The 14263-nt window shown below is 72.2% G+C and carries 11 protein-coding genes; 6 read left to right on the top strand and 5 right to left on the bottom strand.

Annotation, left to right across the window (positions count from 1 at the left end; genetic code table 11):
- Positions 1 to 164 precede the first annotated feature (164 nt).
- Together AQI70_RS21535 and AQI70_RS21530 are read right to left on the bottom strand one after the other, a co-directional pair.
- A complete protein-coding gene (locus AQI70_RS21535) occupies positions 165 to 1871 on the bottom strand; it encodes an enoyl-CoA hydratase-related protein (protein WP_062152548.1) in 1707 nt (568 codons plus the stop codon).
- A gap of 175 nt (positions 1872 to 2046) precedes the next feature.
- The gene (locus AQI70_RS21530; RefSeq protein WP_062152546.1) at positions 2047 to 3492 is read right to left on the bottom strand and encodes a glyceraldehyde-3-phosphate dehydrogenase; all 1446 of its coding nucleotides are present in this window, start codon (positions 3490 to 3492) and stop codon (positions 2047 to 2049) included.
- Positions 3493 to 3628: 136 nt separating this feature from the next.
- Here AQI70_RS21530 and AQI70_RS21525 point away from each other — a divergent pair, with 136 nt between their 5' ends.
- From AQI70_RS21525 to AQI70_RS21510, 4 genes are all read left to right on the top strand, one after another.
- The gene (locus tag AQI70_RS21525; RefSeq protein ID WP_062152544.1) at positions 3629 to 4585 is read left to right on the top strand and encodes a LysR family transcriptional regulator; all 957 of its coding nucleotides are present in this window, start codon (positions 3629 to 3631) and stop codon (positions 4583 to 4585) included.
- Positions 4586 to 4721: 136 nt separating this feature from the next.
- Positions 4722 to 6671: a collagenase gene (locus AQI70_RS21520; protein ID WP_062152542.1), complete on the top strand. Its 1950-nt coding sequence runs from the start codon at positions 4722 to 4724 to the stop codon at positions 6669 to 6671.
- 290 nt (positions 6672 to 6961) lie between these two features.
- Positions 6962 to 8464 (top strand): purine-cytosine permease family protein, encoded by a 1503-nt coding sequence (locus tag AQI70_RS21515; RefSeq protein WP_062152540.1) that lies wholly within the window; start codon positions 6962 to 6964, stop codon positions 8462 to 8464.
- Positions 8461 to 9009: a cysteine hydrolase family protein gene (locus AQI70_RS21510; RefSeq protein ID WP_062152539.1), complete on the top strand. Its 549-nt coding sequence runs from the start codon at positions 8461 to 8463 to the stop codon at positions 9007 to 9009. The genes AQI70_RS21515 and AQI70_RS21510 overlap by 4 nt, the downstream gene beginning before the upstream one ends.
- 37 nt (positions 9010 to 9046) lie before the next feature.
- On the opposite strand, the gene AQI70_RS21505 is transcribed toward AQI70_RS21510, so the two are convergent.
- A complete protein-coding gene (locus AQI70_RS21505) occupies positions 9047 to 10411 on the bottom strand; it encodes a phosphoribosyltransferase family protein (protein ID WP_062152537.1) in 1365 nt (454 codons plus the stop codon).
- A gap of 225 nt (positions 10412 to 10636) precedes the next feature.
- Here AQI70_RS21505 and AQI70_RS21500 point away from each other — a divergent pair, with 225 nt between their 5' ends.
- Together AQI70_RS21500 and AQI70_RS21495 are read left to right on the top strand one after the other, a co-directional pair.
- The gene (locus AQI70_RS21500; RefSeq protein WP_062152535.1) at positions 10637 to 11878 is read left to right on the top strand and encodes an acyl-CoA dehydrogenase family protein; all 1242 of its coding nucleotides are present in this window, start codon (positions 10637 to 10639) and stop codon (positions 11876 to 11878) included.
- Between the two features lie 207 nt (positions 11879 to 12085).
- A complete protein-coding gene (locus AQI70_RS21495) occupies positions 12086 to 12487 on the top strand; it encodes an SseB family protein (protein ID WP_004003771.1) in 402 nt (133 codons plus the stop codon).
- A gap of 912 nt (positions 12488 to 13399) precedes the next feature.
- Here AQI70_RS21495 and AQI70_RS21490 read toward each other — a convergent pair.
- Together AQI70_RS21490 and AQI70_RS21485 are read right to left on the bottom strand one after the other, a co-directional pair.
- The gene (locus AQI70_RS21490; protein ID WP_062152533.1) at positions 13400 to 13789 is read right to left on the bottom strand and encodes a MarR family winged helix-turn-helix transcriptional regulator; all 390 of its coding nucleotides are present in this window, start codon (positions 13787 to 13789) and stop codon (positions 13400 to 13402) included.
- 85 nt (positions 13790 to 13874) lie between these two features.
- Positions 13875 to 14225 (bottom strand): VOC family protein, encoded by a 351-nt coding sequence (locus tag AQI70_RS21485; RefSeq protein ID WP_062152531.1) that lies wholly within the window; start codon positions 14223 to 14225, stop codon positions 13875 to 13877.
- Positions 14226 to 14263 lie beyond the last annotated feature (38 nt).

Genomic DNA, 14263 nt, shown 5'->3' with positions numbered 1-14263 from the left:
CCCTCGAGCAGCTCGTGGGCGAGATCCATCCCGCGGACACCGAAGTCCCGCAGCCGCACCCCTGGTGGCAGGGGGGCCGGTCGAGGGCGCGGATGACCTCCGGCTCGAAGGCGTCGTCCGCGAGGAAGGGGTGCCGACGCCCGCCACCGGCAGCCGCGTAGTCGTCAGGTGCCCCCGATGGCCAGCGGATCGGCGGAGCCGCTCGGTTGCTTGCGGACGAACGCCGACCGCAGGGCGTGGTAGGGGGCGTGCGGGTCGAAGAGGATCGCGCGCATGCGGGCGAGTTCGTCCCGCCGGTACTCGGCGAGCGGATGCCGCTCCTCGCTCGACCGACGGGACGCGGCCTTCGCGGCGACGCGCCGCGCGATCTCCGGGTCGTCGGCGAGCGCGGCAGCCAGGTGCTCGACCTCGCTGGTGAACTCATGGGCCGGCACATGCACCAGACGGTCCACCAGGCCGAGCTGCAGGGCACTCGCGGAGCTCACCGGCAACGCCTCGGCCACCAGCCGCTGCGCCGTGTCGGCTCCGACGCGGCGCGGCAGCGTGTACGTCCAGAACTCCGACCCGTACAGACCCATCCTGCGGTAGTGCGGGTTGAGGACGGCGCCCGAGCGGCACCACACCTCGTCGGCGGCCAGCGCGAGCATCACCCCGCCGGCCGCCGCGTTGCCGCCCAGCGCCGCCACCACCAGGCGGTCGGTGGTGCGCAGCATGGCTTCGACGAGGTCGTTCATGGCGTTGAGGTTGGCCCAGGACTCGCCCGCGGGGTCGGCGGCCGCCTCGATGACGTTCAGGTGGAGGCCGTTGGAGAAGAAGTCGCGGGATCCGCCGAGCACCAGCACCCGGGTCGGGCGGGTGAGCGCGTACCGGTAGGCGGCGAGCAGCCTGCGGCAATGGCCGGTGCTCATCGCCCCGCCGGGGAACGAGAAGGCCAGGAAGCCGACGTCGCCGTGCTGCCGGTATCGGATGTCGGTCCAGGTGCGCCGGCCGGGGGACAGTTCGAGAGGCGCGGCGACTTCCGGGAGCCGCAGCTGCGCCGACTGCGGCAGGGAGGCCAGTACGGAGGCCGCCGGGCGGCGGAACGGCGCCGGGTCGCCGGAGGCCTTGCGGGGGCGCAGCTCGGGGATCCACACCGCGCCGTCCACCGTGGCCCGGCAGATCGCCCCGGCGCGCGTGGCGAGCAGCTCCCCGGGGCGTCCGCGCAGCCGGTCCTCGGGATGCCCGCCGTGCAGGAAGACCTCCCGGCCGAGGAGTTCGTCCAGCACCCCCGGCTGTGAGTCGGCGCCGCGGAGCTTGCGCAGCACCGTCTCGGTGCTGTCGTCGTCCCAGTCGATCCGCCGCTGCTTCTGGCGGAAGTAGTCCCGCCAGACCACACGGATCGCGGGATCGCTCTGGGCCTGCGGCTTGAACGATCCTTCGGCGTACCGCCGCACGGCCAGCTGGACGGCGGCCGAGGCGGCGTCGGACACCTCGCCCCGGTACAGGTCGCTCTTGCCCACCGGCGGCACCGGGAAGGTCTGCGCGGCCCACACATCGCCCGCGTCCATCCCCGCCTCGGCCTGGAGCACCGTCACTCCCCAGTGGGATTCGTCCTTGGCGATCGCCCAGTCCAGGGAGGACGGGCCGCGGTCGCCGGGCGGTCCCGGGTGCACGACGAAGCAGGTGTGCTCCCGCCACACATCTTCCGGAAGCGCCGTCTTCAGCATCGGGGCGATGACCAGTTCCGGGCGAGCGGCGTGCACGGCGGCTCGGACCGCTTCCGCGCCGTGCGAGGCGAGCACGACGGCCACCCCGTGCCCTTGGTCCGACAGTTCCGTGTACAGGCGCTGGGACAGGCTGTTGAACGCGCTGGCGACGAGCAGGATCTCCATGACGCGAGATGATCGTCGTTTTATGGGACGGCGAGAAGGACCCCGGCGGCGTTTCGCCCCGAAGCCACTCGCCGAGCGGCGACCCGAAGCCACTCGCCGAGCGGCGACCCGAACCCGCTCGCAGAGCGGCGACCGCCCGGCCCGCGCTCCCGCGGTGCCGGGCGGCCGGGCGGGATCAGACCGCCGGAGCCGGGAAGGTCGGGTACTCCACCCCGGAGACATGCTGGACGACGCGGATGACCTGGCAGGAGTAGCCGAACTCGTTGTCGTACCAGAGGTAGAGGATCGCGTTGTCGCCCTCCACCTTCAGCGCGCCGGCGTCCACGATCGAGGCGTGCCGCGAGCCGATGAAGTCGCTGGAGACCGCGTCGGGGGCCGTGATGAAGTCGATCTGGCGCCGCAGCGGCGAGGTCAGCGACACGTCGCGCAGGTAGTCGAGGACCTCCTCGCGGGTGGTCTCACGCGCGAGCTGCAGGTTGAGGATCGCGATGGAGACGTCCGGCACCGGGACCCGGATCGAGCTGCCGGAGATCTTCGCCTTGAGGTCGGGCAGCGCCTTGGCGACGGCCGAGGCGGCGCCCGTCTCGGTGATGACCATGTTCAGCGGCGCGCTACGGCCGCGGCGCTCGGACTTGTGGTAGTTGTCCAGCAGGTTCTGGTCGTTCGTGAACGAGTGAACCGTCTCCACGTGCCCGCGCAGGACGCCGTACTCGTCGTCCATCGCCTTCAGCGGCGGCACGATCGCGTTGGTGGTGCAGGAGGCGCAGGACAGGATCTGCTCGTCCGGCTTGACGGTGTCGTGGTTGACGCCGTGCACGATGTTCGGGACGTCACCCTTGCCGGGCGCGGTCAGGACGACCTTGTCGACGCCGGGGCGCAGGTGCTTGGACAGGCCCTCGCGGTCGCGCCACTTGCCGGTGTTGTCGATGAGGATGGCGTTCTTGATGCCGTACGCCGTGTAGTCGACCTCGGACGGGTCGTTCGCGTAGATCACCTTGATCGCGTTGCCGTTGGCGAAGATCGTGCTGTTCGCCTCGTCGACGGTGATCGTGCCCTGGAACTGGCCGTGGATGGAGTCACGGCGCAGCAGCGAGGCGCGCTTGACGATGTCCTGGTCACCGCCGCCGCGCACGACGATGGCACGCAGCCGCAGCCCGTTGCCGGAGCCGGCCTTCTCGATCAGCAGACGGGCCACGAGGCGGCCGATGCGGCCGAAGCCGTAGAGGACGACGTCGCGTCCCTCGCCGCGCTCGATCTTGTTGGCGCCGGTGGCGCCCGCGACGGCCTCGGCGGTGAACGCCTCCACGGACAGACCGCGGTCGTCGGCCTTGTACGTGGCGGCCAGCATGCCGATGTCGATCTGGGACGGGCCGAGGTCGAGCGCGGTGAGGGCCTGCAGGAACGGCAGCGTCTCGGTGACCGAGAGCTCCTCACCGGCGATCTGCCGGGCGAACCGGTGCGTCTTCAGGATGCTGACCACCGACTTGTTCACCAGGGAGCGGCTGTGGAGGAGGACGGTGACGTCCCGCTCCCGGTGCAGCTTCCCGATGAGCGGGATCATCGACTCCGCGATCTCCTCGCGGTTCTTCCAGTTGGTGAACGAGTCGTCGTTGACAGTCACGGGCCTATCTTTCGAGCTAGGAGGCGCTCATATGCTAACCATGCGATGCGATGAGTGTTCACAGGGGGGTCACACGGGGGACGGGATGACCGATATTGCGGTTGTTTGTATGAGATACGAGCCGGGGGAGTGACGGGTGGAGCTGGAGCTGCGGCATCTGCGCGTGCTGTGCGCGATCGCCGACGCGGGGAGCGTGGGCCGGGCGGCGGCGGACCTCGGGTACTCGCAGCCCGCCGTGAGCACCCAGCTCCGGCGCATCGAAGGGCACCTCGGCGAGCCGCTGTTCGAGCGCGGCCCGACCGGGGTGCGGCCCACTCCCTACGGCGCCGAGGTCGTCGCCCAGGCCCGTGACGTCCTCGCCCGTGCCGCCGCGATCGGACGCCGCCCGGCACCCGGCGCGGCGCAGGCGCGGACCCTGCGGGTGGCGGCGACGAACTCACCGATGCTCGTGGGCATGATGTCGGGGGCCCGCGCCCGGCTTCCGGACCTCTCGCTCGCGGTGAACAGCGTGTACGCCTCCTCGCGAATCGTCGAACTGCTGGAGGAGGGCACGGTGGACGCGGCCATCGCCGCGGACTACCCCGGCAGGGAGCTGGAGCACTCGGAGGCGGTGGCCCACCGGGGGATCGTCACCGAGCCGAACTTCGTCGCCCTGTCGTCCGGCCACCCGCTCGCGCGCCGCCCGCAGCTCGCCCTCGCCGATCTGGCCGAGGAGGCCTGGTTCCTGACGCCGGACGACGGGGCCGGCTGGCCCGGTGTCTTCTACGCGGCCTGCGCGGCGGCCGGCTTCACTCCGTCGGCGGTGCACGAATTCCTGGGCGACCGGCTGGAGTTGCAGGGAATGATCGCCGACGGGCTCGGCGTGGCCGTCGTACAGGCGACGACCCGGCCGATCCCGCAGGTCGTCGTCAAACCGCTGACCGGTACGCCGCTGTGGTGCCGCTATGTGCTGGCCTGGCGGCGCGACACCGTGAGCGAGGAGACGGCCGACGCGCTGCTGCAGTCCGCCACCGCCGCCTACCGCGAACTCGCCGCGCGCTCCCCGCACTTGAGGACATGGGCGACGCGCACCTGGAGCGTGCCCAAGGTGTAGGCGGCGGCCGGACGTTATGGCTCCGCGGCGCAATGTGCTATGTCACACACCATTGTTGGGGACCCCGCGCGTTGAGACAGTGCCTCACACGCCTCAGCACCCCAACCGAGGCGCATCCATCCGTGGAGGACCCCAGATGCGCTACCGCTCCGTGCTGCCCGGACGCGTGGCCGCCGCGCTCGCCGTATGCGTCACCGTCACCGGACTGCTGTCGACGCCCGCGCTCGCGACACCCCCGGCCCAGTCCGGCCCCACCGCCACGGCGTCCGCCAAGACGCCGCCCCCACCACCGACCGGCCCGACCACCGGCACCCACTCCGCCGTACAGGACCGGCAGCACACCCCGGCCACGCTGCCGCCCCTGGCCCCGACGCGCCCGCCCACCCGCTCGAACGCGCAAGCCAACCCGAAGGCGGCCCCGTGCAGTCCGGCCGACTTCGGCAGCAGAACCGGCGCCGCACTCGTGGCCTTCGTCAAGGCCTCCACGACGGACTGTGTCAACAGCCTGTTCGCGGTCACCGGCACGGACGCCCGCGCCGTCTTCCGCGAGTCCCAGATGGTCACCGTCGCCCAGGCGTTCACCCGCACGGCACAACGCTATGCCGGTGACAACTCGTCCCGCGTGTGGCAGCTCGTCCTCTTCCTGCGCGCCGGGTACTACGTGCAGTTCAACCACCCGGACGACGCGGGCCCGTACGGCACATCGGTGTACCGGAACACCACCCGCGGCCTGGACACCTTCTTCGCCCGCCCACGCTCCAGGGACGTCACCGCGGCGAACGGCGACGTGCTGAGCGAGGTCGTCATCCTCACCGACAGCGCCGACCAGCAGGCCCGGTACCTGACGGTGTACCGGCGGATCCTGAGCGGATACAACAGCTCCTACGACTCCATCCGCAGCATGCTGGCGGCCGTCAACGCCGTCTACACCCCGCTGTGGCGCGGCAACTGGAACCCGGACTACGTCAGGGCCGTCACCGCCGACCCGTCCATCGTCCGCACCCTCCACAGGTTCGCGCTCGACCACCTGGACCTCCTGCCCACGGACCGGGCGTACCTGGCGTCCAACGCCGGGATGAACCTGGCGCGTTACGTCGAACACCCGGCACTGCGGACCACCGTCCGGCCGCTGACCAAGGGGCTGCTGGACGCCTCCCGCATCACCGGTCCCACGGCCGGTCTGTGGGTGGCGGTGGCGACCCAGGCCGAGTACTACGACGGCGCCAACTGCTCCTACTACGGCGTCTGCGACCTGGCCGGTCAGCTGACGAAGGCTGCCCTGCCCATCACCCACCCCTGCGACGCGACGCACAGCATCCGGGCCCAGGCGCTCAGCCCGGCCGACCTCGCCGCGGCCTGCGCCAGCGTGCTGGGCCAGGACGCCTACTTCCACGACCTCGTGAAGGACGACGGCCCCATACCCGGCCAGTACCTGTCGACCATCGACCTGGTCGTCTTCGCCAGCCGCGCCGACTACCGCACCTACGCGGGGGCGATCTACGGCATCAGCACCGACAACGGCGGCATGACGCTGATCGGAGACCCGGCCGACCCCGCCAACAAACCGTTCGCGGTCATGTACCAGAAGAGCCAGGACGACGGTCACGCGGCCCGGATCTGGAACCTCAACCACGAGTACACGCACTACCTCGACGCCCGCCACAACATGAAGGGCGACTTCGCCCAGCAGATCTCGGTGCCGGACGTGTGGTGGATCGAGGGAGTGGCCGAGTACGTCTCCTACGGCTACCGCGGACTCACCTACGACCAGGCGGTCACGGAGGCGGGCAAGCACACCTACCGGCTGAGCACCCTCTTCCAGAACACGTACACCAACAGTGACGTGACCCGTACCTACCCGTGGGGCTACCTCGCGGTGCGCTACATGTTCGAGAGGCATCCGCAGGACATCGACCGCATGCTCGACCGCTTCCGGGTCGGCGACTACGCGGGCGGCTACGCCGTCTACACCAACGACATCGGCACCCGCTACGACGCCGACTTCGACCAGTGGCTGACGGAGTGCGCGGCCGGTGCCTGCGCCGCCGGCGCATCCGTCGGCGCAGGGCAGAGCCGCCGGTCGTAGTCGGGCGCGCCGGGAGTTTCCCAGGGGAGCCGGTTGTGGGTGTCGACATGCGCACCCACGCCGCGCTCCCCGCGGCGAACCTGATCACCATCCGCCTCGACCCGGACGGCACGGCCTCCTCCGCCCTGCCCCCGGGCCGAGGCGGTCCAGGGTGTGGCTGTCCCCGCAGTGCGCCGGCGGAGCCGTAGACCCGTGCGCTGCGGCCCGACGCCGACTGAGCTCCGAAGGGGCGCCGGTCACGGATCACCGTCGGTCTTCCCCGGCGGGATGAGCGGTGCGACGATGCCGGGATGATCACAACCCCGGACCCACGTGACGGCCGGCCGCCGGGCCGAAAGCTCCAGGTGGAGACCCACGGCCTCGACGTGATCGCCGACGCCGACCGCAAAGGCACACCCCGCACCCTGTTCTGGCCCTGGTTCGGGGCCAACGTGTCGATCCTCGGCCTGAGTTACGGCGCCTTCGCCCTCGGCTTCGGGATCTCCTTCTGGCAGGCGCTGGTCGCGGGAGTCGTCGGCATCGTCTTCTCCTTCCTGCTGTGCGGGTTTGTCGCCGTGGCCGGGAAGCGCGGCTCCGCGCCGACGATGGTGCTCGGCCGCGCCGCGTACGGTGTGCGCGGCAACCGCCTGCCGTCGGTGATCTCCTGGATGCTCACCGTCGGCTGGGAGACCGTGCTGTGCGCCCTCGCCACCCTGGCCACCGCGACCGTGTTCGGCCGGCTCGGCTGGGGCGGCGGCACCGAGACCAAGGTGGTCGCCCTCGTCCTGGTCGCGGCGTTGACCGTCGTCGTCGGGGTCATGGGCTTCGACCTGATCATGCGGTTGCAGACCGTGATCACCGTGGTCACCGGCGTGCTCACCGTCGTCTACGTCGTCCTCGTCGCCGACCACGTCCACTGGTCCGCCGTCAGCGCCGTACCGGCGGGCTCCGCCCAGGAGTTCATCGGCGCGCTCGTCTTCATGATGACCGGCTTCGGCCTCGGCTGGGTCAACGCGGCCGCCGACTACTCCCGCTATCTGCCGCGCAGCGCGTCGAGCCGGGGCGTGATCGGCTGGACCGCGTTCGGCGCGTCACTGGCGCCGCTGCTCCTGCTGGTCTTCGGACTCCTGCTGGCCGGCTCCTCGAGCGAGCTCAACGCGGCCGTCGCCGCGGACCCGATCGGCGCGCTGACGACGATCCTGCCGACCTGGTTCCTCGTCCCGTTCGCCGTCGTCGCCGTCCTCGGTCTCGTCGGCGGCGCGGTCCTCGACATCTACTCCTCCGGCCTGGCCCTGCTCTCGGCGGGCCTGCGCGTGCCCCGCCCCGTGGCCGCGCTGGTCGACGGCGTACTGATGATCGTGGGGGCGGTGTACATCGTGTTCGTCGCCGACGACTTCCTCGGCCCGTTCATGGGCTTCCTCACCACGCTCGGCGTCCCCATCGCCGCCTGGTGCGGCATCATGCTCGCCGACCTGGCCCTACGCCGCCGCCCCTACGACGAGCCCGACCTCTACCGCCCGACCGGCCGCTACGGCGACATACCGCTCTCCCCGCTGCTTCTGACCCTCACCGCCACCGTCGTCGGCTGGGGCCTGGTCACCAACTCGGCCGCGAGCTGGCTGGACTGGCAGGGCTATCTGCTCGGCCCGCTGGGCCTGGGCGGCAGGTCCGGCGCCTGGGCGTACGCCAACCTCGGCGTCCTCGCGGCCCTCGCGCTCGGTTTCCTCGGCACGCCGGCGCTGCGGCGCGGACGCGTCCGCGCCCAGGAGGCGCAGGCACCGAGCCCGACGGCGGACGCCGGGGCGACCGCATGACCACCGGGTTGCTCACCGTCATCGACATGCAGCGCGTCTTCGCCGACCGAGACAGCCCCTGGGCCGCCCCTCGATTCGCCGAGGCGGCGGCGGGCGTACGACGGCTGCTGCCGGCCTTCGGGGACCGGGTCACGTTCACCCGTTTCGTCGCACCCGCCCGACCGGACGGCGCCTGGCGGGCGTACTACGAGCAGTGGCCCTTCGCCCTGCAACCTCCGGACGCCGAACTCTGGCAGCTGACGGAAGAGTTCGCGGATCGGGCACGGCAGGTGCTGGACGCCACCACCTTCGGCAAATGGACCCCGGAGCTCGCCCGACGCGCCGCCCCGGAGGGCCGACTGGTCCTGGCCGGCGTCAGCACCGACTGCTGCGTCCTGTCGACGGCCCTGCCGGCCGCCGACGCGGGCGTCGAGGTGCTGGTCGTCGCCGACGCCTGCGCGGGCGCGGACGACGACGCGCACGCCAAGGCGCTGCACGTGCTGGACCTGTACCGGCCGTTGATCCGGGTGACCACGGTCGCCGAGCTGCTGGAGGGGACGACGTGAGCCGTCCGGACGACGACATGGCGCGCAGCCGCCCGCCCTACGCGGAACGGCGAGGCGTCCCCGCGGCGGGCCGGTCGAGGTGGGTGGTGAACCAGTCCCGGGCCAGTTCGGCGACGGTGGTCAGGGTGCCGGGTTCCTCGAAGAGATGGGTGGCGCCCGGGACGACGGCGATCCGGTGCTCGCAGTACAGCCGGTCGGCGGCGAGGCGGTTGAGGCTGAGCACCTGGGTGTCGAGGCTGCCGACGATGAGCAGGGTCGGCGCCCGTACATGGGCCAGCGCCGCCGGGGTGGCCAGGTCGGGGCGACCGCCGCGGGAGACCACCGAGCGGATGTCGGAGCCGGACAGCACGGCGGCTTCCAGGGCGGCGGCGGCTCCGGTACTGGCGCCGAAGTAGGCGACGGGCAGGCCGGTTTCCCGGTGCAGCCACAGGGAGGCGGCGTGCAGCCGCCGGGCGAGCAGCAGGATGTCGAAGACGTTGTGCCGGTCGAGCGCCTCGTCGTCGGTCAGCAGGTCGAGCAGCAGGGTGGCCAGGCCCGCGCGGTTGAGGGCGGTGGCGACGTACCGGTTGCGCGGGCTGTGCCGACCGCTCCCGCTGCCGTGCGCGAACGCCACGACCGCCGGTGCCTCGTCCGGCACCACCAGGCGGGCGCCCACCCGCGCCCCGGCTGCCGGGATCAGCACCTCGCGGTTCGGCGGCGGTGGGGGCGTCGCCCGGTCGAGCGGAGCCGAGGGGACGGGGGAGGACGCGGCGGGGGAGCGGGGCGCGGTCCGGGCGGCCTCGGCGAGCAGGGACGTGACCTCGGTGTCCGAGGTCTGGGCGAAGTCCCGGTACCAGGCACCCACCGAGCCGAGGATCCGGTGCGTCTGCGGACAGACCACCTCGTCGGCCACCTGCCGCAGCCGGGCGACGCCGTGCTCCGGCCCGACCGGCACGGCGAGCACGACCCGGGCCGCGCCCTGATCCCGTACGACCCGACAGGCCGCCTCTGCGGTGGCGCCGGTGGCGAGGCCGTCGTCCACCACGACGGCAGTGCGCCCGGCCACCGGCAGCGCGGCCCGCCCCTGCCGGTAACCGCGCACCCGCCGGTCCAGCTCGGCCCGCTCGGCCGCCTCCACGGCCTCCTGCTCGGCGGCCTCCAGCCCGGCCTCGTCGATCACGCTCCGGTTCAGGACACGGACCCCGTGCTCGCCGATCGCCCCGAAGCCCCACTCCGGCTGCCATGGCACGCCCAGCTTGCGGACCACCAGCACATCCAGCGGGGCACCGAGACGCCGGGCCACCTCGGCCGCCACGGGCACCCCACCGCGCGGCAGCCCCAGCACCACCACATCCTGGCCGCGCAGCTCCGCCAGCCCCTCGGCCAGCAGCCGCCCGGCCGCCCTGCGGTCGTCGTAACGCATACCCCGCCTCCCGCGCCCACCAGGGCGGGAGCCTGTCCCGTCCCTCTCAGGCTACGACTGTTCGCCCGCCGCCGGTGCCGAAGGACCTGCCGAGCCGGTCGCGCCCCGCCGCCGCGGCACTTGGCGATATCCGGCCGGGACCGCACGGCAGTTGCGGTGTTCAATCACTCGTATCGCGTCACGCATCACGGCACGAACGGACGGCCCCACACGTCAGGAGGCATCGTGATCGCCGCTCCCGAGCCCGGTCTGACCGAACGCGACATGGTCGAACGCGCCGTGAACCTGCGGCCCGTACTGCTCGAACGCCAGCCGGAGACCGAACGGCTGACGCACTGTCCCAAGGACACCCACGACGACTTCCTGCGGGCCGGCTTCTACCGGATCCTCCAGCCGCGCCGTTACGGCGGCTATGAGTTCGGCCTGCCCGCCTTCTACCGCGTGGTCACCGAGATCGCCCGCGGCTGCCCCTCCACCGGCTGGGCCCTGTCGCTCACCGCAGCCCACGTGCTGCAGGTCGCGAGCGTCTTCGAGGAGAGGGCGCAGGACGAGATCTTCGGCGCCGACGGCGACTTCCGTGCCGCGTCCACAGTCGCCCCGATAGGCGTCGCACAGCCCGACGGCGACGGCCATGTCGTCCTGGACGGCACCTGGCCGTACTCCTCGGGCGCCCCCTACTCCACCCACTACGTCGGCCAGACCCTGCGCGCCCCTGACCGTCCCGGCGGCCCACCGGGACCGCCCGTGCTGTTCGTCGCCCCGCGCTCGGTGTGGACGGTGCTGGACGACTGGCACGGCGTCCTCGGCCTGCGCGGCAGCGGCTCCAACAGCATCCACATGGAACGGGCCCGCATCCCCGCGTACCTCACTCGCGAGGCGAGCCTGCTCGACCTGCCCGTCGAGGGCGGCAGCGTCGGCTTCGAACTGCACGGCAACCCCATGTACGCGGGCCGGGCGCCGAGCTTCTTCCACGGCGAACTGGCCGCCATCATGATCGGCACCGCGTACGCCGCCGCCGACGAGTACGCCCGTGTCGTCGCCGGCCGCCCCCTCACCCTCGAACCCGACCGCACCCGGGCCGACCTCCACGACTACCAGCGGCACCTGGGCGAGGCCCTGGGCGTCATCCACACCGCCGAGGCGGCGCTGCGGCACACCGCGGAGGAGTGGATGGAGACCTGCCGTCGCAACGTCACCGGCGGCGCCCCCTTCACCCTCGCCGAGGACAACCGTCTCGCGCTCATGTTCCTGAACGCGGGCCGCATGACCTGGGAGGTCCTCCAGGGCACCCTCTTCCGCACGGCCGGCTCCCGGCACGCGCGCGACGGCGAGCGGATGCAGCGCTACTTCCGGGACGCGGCCACGTACTGGACCCACGTCGGCCCCAGCATGGCCGAGCCGCTCGCCCGCCGGGTGGGCTGCGACCGCCTGGGGCTGCCCTCCGACCACATTCCGTTGATCCCTTGAGAAGTCCTTCGGTCCTTGAAAAGTCCTTCGGTCCTTGAGAAGCCCTTAGGCTGAGAGCCGGGTGCCTGAGAAACCCGGCCCGGCCCCGCAGATCCCCTGGACAGCCATAGGAATGCTCGGGTCCGGATCGGGTACGCGAGCAGGACCGCGCCGGGGGACGATCACGCCCGGGCGGGCCGTACGACCGCCGCTACCAGGGGATCTGCCATGGAGACACCCGCGAACGACAACACCGTCACCCCGGCCCGGCGGGCGCTGGACGCGCTGGCCGAGAACACCGAGGACAGGACGGCGATGGACACGCTCGCGAGCAGCGAGGTCCTCGTCCCCGTGCCCGACGACGCGAGTGAGGAGGACGCCACCGACCCCGCCGCCGTGGCGCTGCCGGTCATCGAGCGGCCGGGCGGCGAGCCGGTCGTCCCGGTGTTCACCTCCGAGCCCGCGATGGCCGAGCTGCTGCCCTTCGTCTCCCGCTACCGCCTGGTACCGCTGGGCGCACTCGCCTCACAGTGGCCGACCGACGAACTGGCCCTCACCATCGACGCCGGGTCGGACCACCCGCTGACCCTCACGTCGGAGGGCGTACGTACCCTGCTGGCCCGACCGTGACGGTGCCGACGGCGGTCGGGGCGCAGGCATATCCACGGCCGCCACGGAAGGCCCCATGACCGCCCTGTGAACTGACCCTGAACGGACTCCGACGCACGCCTCGCACCGGACCGTCCCCGGGTCCGGGTCCGAGTCCGGGCCACAGGGCGGAGGCGGCGGTGAGCTGGGCGCGGAGCTCGGGCGAGGCGTTCAGCAGCCACCAGTCGCGGGAGTTTCCAGTGACGGTCGCGCATTCCGGGGCGCGGGCGGGCAGCTTGCCGTCACGTGCGGCGGCGCACCGTGGGCAGGCGCAGTTCCACCGCGGGAAACCGCGGCGGGGCTCGCGGTGCTGAGCCAGGCCGCGGGACTGAAGGCGTACGCCGCACCTCCGGTGCTCACCGTCCTGGGCCCCGCGCGGGCGGCCCTGGACCGCCACACCCCGTGGGCGTGGGCGGACAGCCTGGCCGAGGGCGGTTTCGTGCTGGCCGGCGGCCTGGTCGTCACGGCGCGTCCCGTCGCGGGCCGGGCGCCCGCATACGTACGGGACCGGGTCCCGGACGACCGCTGGGTGACGGCGTACCGCGTCGAGGACCTGGCCACCGGAGGCGTCCTCGTGTACGCGACCCGGGTGAGCGGATGGTCCCCGATGCTGGACGACCTCGTCGTGGCGGCCGACTGCGTCGTGCTGGACGGCACGCACTTCACGGCGGACGAGGCGGCGCGGCCCGGCCGCCACCTGCCCGTCTCGGGGCCCGACGGCAGCCTCGCCGCCGTCACCCGTCACCCGCCACCCGCACGCCCGTCGGATCTACACCCACCTCGCCGACACGAACCCCCTGCTCGACCCTGCCTCGGAGGCGCGCGCACGGATCTCCGAGGCGGGCGCCGAAGTCCTCCCCGACGGGACCGAGTTCGTGCTCCAGGCGCCGGGTGTCAGTCGCCCAGCGTCCGGGCCAGCACGGCTCGCTGCAGCGGCTGGACCGCGGCGTGCAGATCACGGCCCTTGCCGGTGAGGGCGACGTACACGCCGCGCCGGTCCTCCGCGCAGACGGAGCGCTCCACCAGGCCCTCCTTCTCCAGCCGGCCGATGAGCCTGGACAGCGCGCTCTGGCTGAGATGGACCCGCCCGACGAGGTTCTGCACCCGGCACTGCTCGCCCTCCTGGGGCAGCGCCGACGCGAGGATGTCGAGCACCTCGAAGTCGCTCGCGCCCAGGCCGTGCGGGTGCAGCACGCGGTCGATCTCGCACATCGTGCGCGCGTGCACGGCCAGGATGTCCCGCCACCGTTCCTCAAGCCCTGTGTCGGCCGTCTTCACTGCCATACCGGCACGGTAGCACCGATTCGGCCATTTGTTGCCTGTGCAACTAGTGCATGCGCAAGTGAGAGACGGCCGAGAGCGGGGTCCCTCACCCGGTCGGATCCTGGAGGAGCCCGACGAGGTTGCCGTCGGCGTCCTTCACGGAGGCGATCAGCCGGCCGCCGCCGACGTCCTTCACGTCCTGCAACGGCTCGGCACCCGCCTCCAGCAGGGCCGCGAGCGTCGCCCTGATGTCCGCCACATGCCAGTAGGGGACCGGCCCGGTCATGCCCTTCGCGTGCCCGTGGGGATCCAGCCCGACGTCCTGTCCGGCGTCCTTGAAACCGACGTAGTACGGCTCGTCCGCATACGGTTCGGTGCCCAGCAGGGCGTTGAACAGGGCCTTCGCCCGGTCGAGGTCCTTGACGGGGTAGATGATCGTGTTGAGTCCGGCGGTCATGGTGCCCTCCTGAACGGACGTGGGTCCGACGTGTCTCG

This window comes from Streptomyces curacoi (genome assembly GCF_001513975.1).
Taxonomy (GTDB): Bacteria; Actinomycetota; Actinomycetes; order Streptomycetales; family Streptomycetaceae; genus Streptomyces; species Streptomyces curacoi.
The sequence above is the reverse complement of the archived record's forward strand: the minus strand, read 5'-3'. Positions and strand labels throughout refer to the sequence as shown.

Coding starts and splice junctions, on each gene's coding strand:
- AQI70_RS21495 (WP_004003771.1), top strand. CDS start 12,086: ATGGAGACACCCGCGAACGACAACACCGTCACCCCGGCCCGGCGGGCG.
- AQI70_RS21490 (WP_062152533.1), bottom strand. CDS start 13,789: ATGGCAGTGAAGACGGCCGACACAGGGCTTGAGGAACGGTGGCGGGAC.
- AQI70_RS21515 (WP_062152540.1), top strand. CDS start 6,962: ATGATCACAACCCCGGACCCACGTGACGGCCGGCCGCCGGGCCGAAAG.
- AQI70_RS21520 (WP_062152542.1), top strand. CDS start 4,722: ATGCGCTACCGCTCCGTGCTGCCCGGACGCGTGGCCGCCGCGCTCGCC.
- AQI70_RS21510 (WP_062152539.1), top strand. CDS start 8,461: ATGACCACCGGGTTGCTCACCGTCATCGACATGCAGCGCGTCTTCGCC.
- AQI70_RS21485 (WP_062152531.1), bottom strand. CDS start 14,225: ATGACCGCCGGACTCAACACGATCATCTACCCCGTCAAGGACCTCGAC.
- AQI70_RS21535 (WP_062152548.1), bottom strand. CDS start 1,871: ATGGAGATCCTGCTCGTCGCCAGCGCGTTCAACAGCCTGTCCCAGCGC.
- AQI70_RS21505 (WP_062152537.1), bottom strand. CDS start 10,411: ATGCGTTACGACGACCGCAGGGCGGCCGGGCGGCTGCTGGCCGAGGGG.